Below are 3,421 nucleotides of genomic sequence, written 5' to 3'. Positions count from 1 at the left end.
GAAAGTCAATCGGGAACAGCCGGCCGTTGAGGCTTTAGTGAAACATGGAATTCTTAGGTCGTGTACGAGCGCGATTGTGGCATTCTTTGCGCTCCAGACTTTGTCGGGTCAGGGCGGCTACGCTTCAGGATGTCATATCTAAAGGGAGCCTCGTCGCTGGCGTCAAAACGGACTATCCACCTTGGGGCATGCCCGACAAGGAGGGCAGATTGTTGGGCTCCAGATCGATCTAGTCCGCGATTTTCAAAAGCGTATTAGAGGCTAACAAGCCGATCGATGTCGAACTGGTTCCCGTCGTCGCAGCAAGTCGAATGCAGTATCTTTGAGCAGGGTCGGATTGATGTGATGATCGCCACAATGAATGACCTTCCTGAACGGCGGAAGGTGATCGGCGCGGTCTACCCCAACTACGGCAAGAGTGATGTCCGGCACGTCCTCGATGACGCCAGGGATAATAAGGCCCTCATACGCATCGAGCCTTCGAGCGCGATAGCTGGGCCTCCCTGCGCGATCTAGCCGTTGTCGCGACCCCGCCCCGAAAGGACCACCGCGTGAGCAGGGCTAACCTTTAGGCGGGGCCAGATCATGGAGCACGTCACCTGCCATGCGAGATGCTTTCTTTAGTTAGCCGCAATCACCCGCCTTCCAAGGTCGATACTCAGCATGACCACCTCCCCACCTCCCTGCCCGACAGGGTTGAAGATTTGATACCAGGTCAATACTAAATTTGACATAGAGCGGCAAGAAGTCGTTCGATGGGACAAACGCCTTTGAACGACCTGTGTGGCCTGAGGAATGGAAATCTGATGTTGGCGGAACAAACACGAAAGTCACTGAGCATTAATGAAGCCGTACCAAGCGACGCGGACGTTGTCGTGATCGGCGGCGGTGTGATGGGCTGCAGCATTGCCTATCATCTTGCTAAGCTGAGCGGTGGCACAAAGCGTATTGTTTTGTTGGAAAGGGACAAACTCACGTCCGGCACTACGTGGCACTCGGCTGCTCAGGTGCGGCAGTTGCGCTCTACAGAGAACCTGACGCGGCTTATTCAGTACTCCACTGAGCTTTACGCAGCACTCGAAACCGAAACCGGACAAAGCACGGGCTGGCTGCAGACTGGTTCAATAAGTATCGCAACTAATCCAGACCGCCTAACCCATATACGGCGCCAGGCTGCATTGTCGGAAGCGTTCGGCATAACAGCGCACGAAATTAAGGCGCGGGAGGTCACAGAAGCATGGCCGCTCGCGAACGTGTCGGATGTTATTGGAGCAATCCACTCTCCGAATGACGGACGGGTAAATCCAAGTGATTTATGCGCTGCTCTGATTAAGGGATTTCGTGCACGCGGGGGCGGCGTCCATGAACACACGCCAGTTACAGGATTGAGGCGGCGCGGTAGGCGCCTTGATGCCGTTGAAACAAAAAGGGGCACGATTCGTTGCGAAACCGTTGTACTTACGGGTGGACTATGGAGCGCCGCAATCGGGGCCCTGGCAGGGATTCACGTACCGCTCTACGCTTGCGAGCATTTTTACCTCTTAACTAAGCCCCTAGATGGCGTCATCCGTCATCGGCCAACCCTCTCGGATCATGATGGCCATCTTTACATCCGCGACGAAAGCGGAGGGCTTCTGGTCGGTTGTTTTGAACCGAGAGGAAAGCCAATCGACGTCTCAGAGCTGCCGACCGATTTCGCATTTGGGCTCCTCAATGAGGATTGGGATCATTTCGAACCCATGATGCACAACGCCATCCATCGTATTCCAGCATTGGAACATGCTGAGGTGCGAATGCTTGTGAACGGACCCGAGAGCTTTACTCCTGATGGAGCTTTCTTACTGGGCCCGTCAGCGGAAGTGGACAATCTGTTTCTGCTATGTGGAATGAATTCCGTTGGAGCCGCGACTGGCGGGGGTGCAGGCAAAGCTCTTGCGCAATGGATTTTGGAAGGCGGAGTGCCGATGGATCTCACGGGCGTGGACCCGCGCAGGTTCCCGCCCGTTGAGAGCGATATCGGCTTTTTGCGGGAGCGTACCCCGGAAGTGCTTGGGAAGCACTACGCGATTTCTTTCCCGGGCCATGAGTGGAAAAGCGGGCGTGGTCTCCGCCGCAGTCCGCTGCACGATGACCATTTGGATGATGGCGCCCAATTTGGTCAGCGCTTCGGATGGGAACGACCTCTTCTTTTCGGCGCCGAGGTCGATATGACACCAACGTTTGGCAAAGCTGGATGGCACGACGTCGTCGCGGAGGAGGTGGAGGCCGCTCATGCGCGGGCAGCATTATTCGATCAATCCACGTTCGGCAAGATACGAGTAGCCGGCCCGGATGCCGAAGTGTTCCTTCAGCGCGTTTGCGCCAACGACATGGCGCGGGATCCTGGAAGAGTCATATACACGGCGCTCTTGGATGACCGTGGCTGTTTCCAGAGTGATCTCACTGCCCAGCGCATCGCTGAAGACGAATATGTCCTATATGTAAACACAAACAGCGTCCTGCGCGATCTGGCTTGGTTTCTGAACCGTCAGCATAATGATGAGCGCGTTGCCATCGCCGACGTAACAGAGGAATTTGCTGTCATCGGGTTGATGGGTCCATCGTCCGCAAATGTCTTGAGCAGCGCTTGTGACGGGTACAATCCACTCGGTGATCTCCCGTTTTTCTCGCATCGGACGTTCTCTTTGAGTGGCATAGATGTCCGCGCCGCCCGGCTATCTTATGTTGGCGAACCGGGATGGGAGATCACCGTCCGTACCGTAGACGCACCTCGCTTGTACCGAATCCTGCGCAAGAGTGGCCAATCATCGGAGATCCGGCCGGCAGGCCTAATAGCGCAAACGTCGATGAGAATAGAGAAGGGTTTTTTGTCGTTTGGGCACGACATAACGCCGGACGACACGCCCGTCGAAGCAGGACTGATCCATGCGACAAAGCTTCGAAAGAATATAGACTTCATCGGTCGAATCGCGTTGGAGCGGCGGCTGAAGCAGCGTTCGGATCATCATATGGTAACGATTCTTCTGGACTCCGGCTTCGAAGCAAATCCGATCGGTGGAGAGCCGATCCGAATTAATGGCGGGATAAGAGGACGGGTCACCTCAGCCAGCTTCGGATATCGCGTTAAGCGGCCAGTTTGTCTCGGTTACCTGAAAGGTGAAGTCAGCGAATTAGACGGCGCGTCGGTTGAAGTGGACATTGCGGGCCAATGCTATCCCGGTCGCGCGCAAACTGCCGCTGCCTTTGATCCTAGTGGAAGGAATCTAACGCCTGGTGCCCGCGTTTGGCGGGAGCGATGATTTTGTCCGGGTCGGCGGTCCAGGTGAAGGGTTTGGGGTGATCGTTGTGCTCGGCGAGAAAGCGGTTGATGGCGGCTTGGAGATCAACGACCGAATGGAAGACGCCGCGCTTGAGGCGGCGT

Annotated in this window: 1 protein-coding gene and 1 pseudogene; one reads left to right on the top strand and one right to left on the bottom strand. The window is 55.9% G+C overall.

Annotated elements, in window-relative coordinates; translation table 11 throughout:
* Nucleotides 1–806 precede the first annotated feature (806 nt).
* Complete coding sequence (locus RFM41_RS33865) at nt 807–3,299, top strand: GcvT family protein (RefSeq protein ID WP_320253490.1); 2,493 nt, start codon at nt 807–809, stop codon at nt 3,297–3,299.
* Here the strand turns inward: RFM41_RS33865 and RFM41_RS33860 are convergent.
* Nucleotides 3,250–3,421, bottom strand: a pseudogene (locus RFM41_RS33860) (IS630 family transposase); the annotation flags it as partial. The gene RFM41_RS33865 and the pseudogene RFM41_RS33860 sit on opposite strands and share 50 nt — an antisense overlap.

Source organism: Mesorhizobium vachelliae (assembly GCF_033977325.1).
Taxonomy (GTDB): domain Bacteria; phylum Pseudomonadota; class Alphaproteobacteria; order Rhizobiales; family Rhizobiaceae; genus Mesorhizobium; species Mesorhizobium vachelliae.
This window is presented reverse-complemented; position numbering and strand designations above follow the sequence as displayed.

What these genes read in the sequence shown, in the direction of transcription:
- RFM41_RS33865 (WP_320253490.1), top strand. Translation starts at nt 807, where the DNA reads ATGTTGGCGGAACAAACACGAAAGTCACTGAGCATTAATGAAGCCGTA.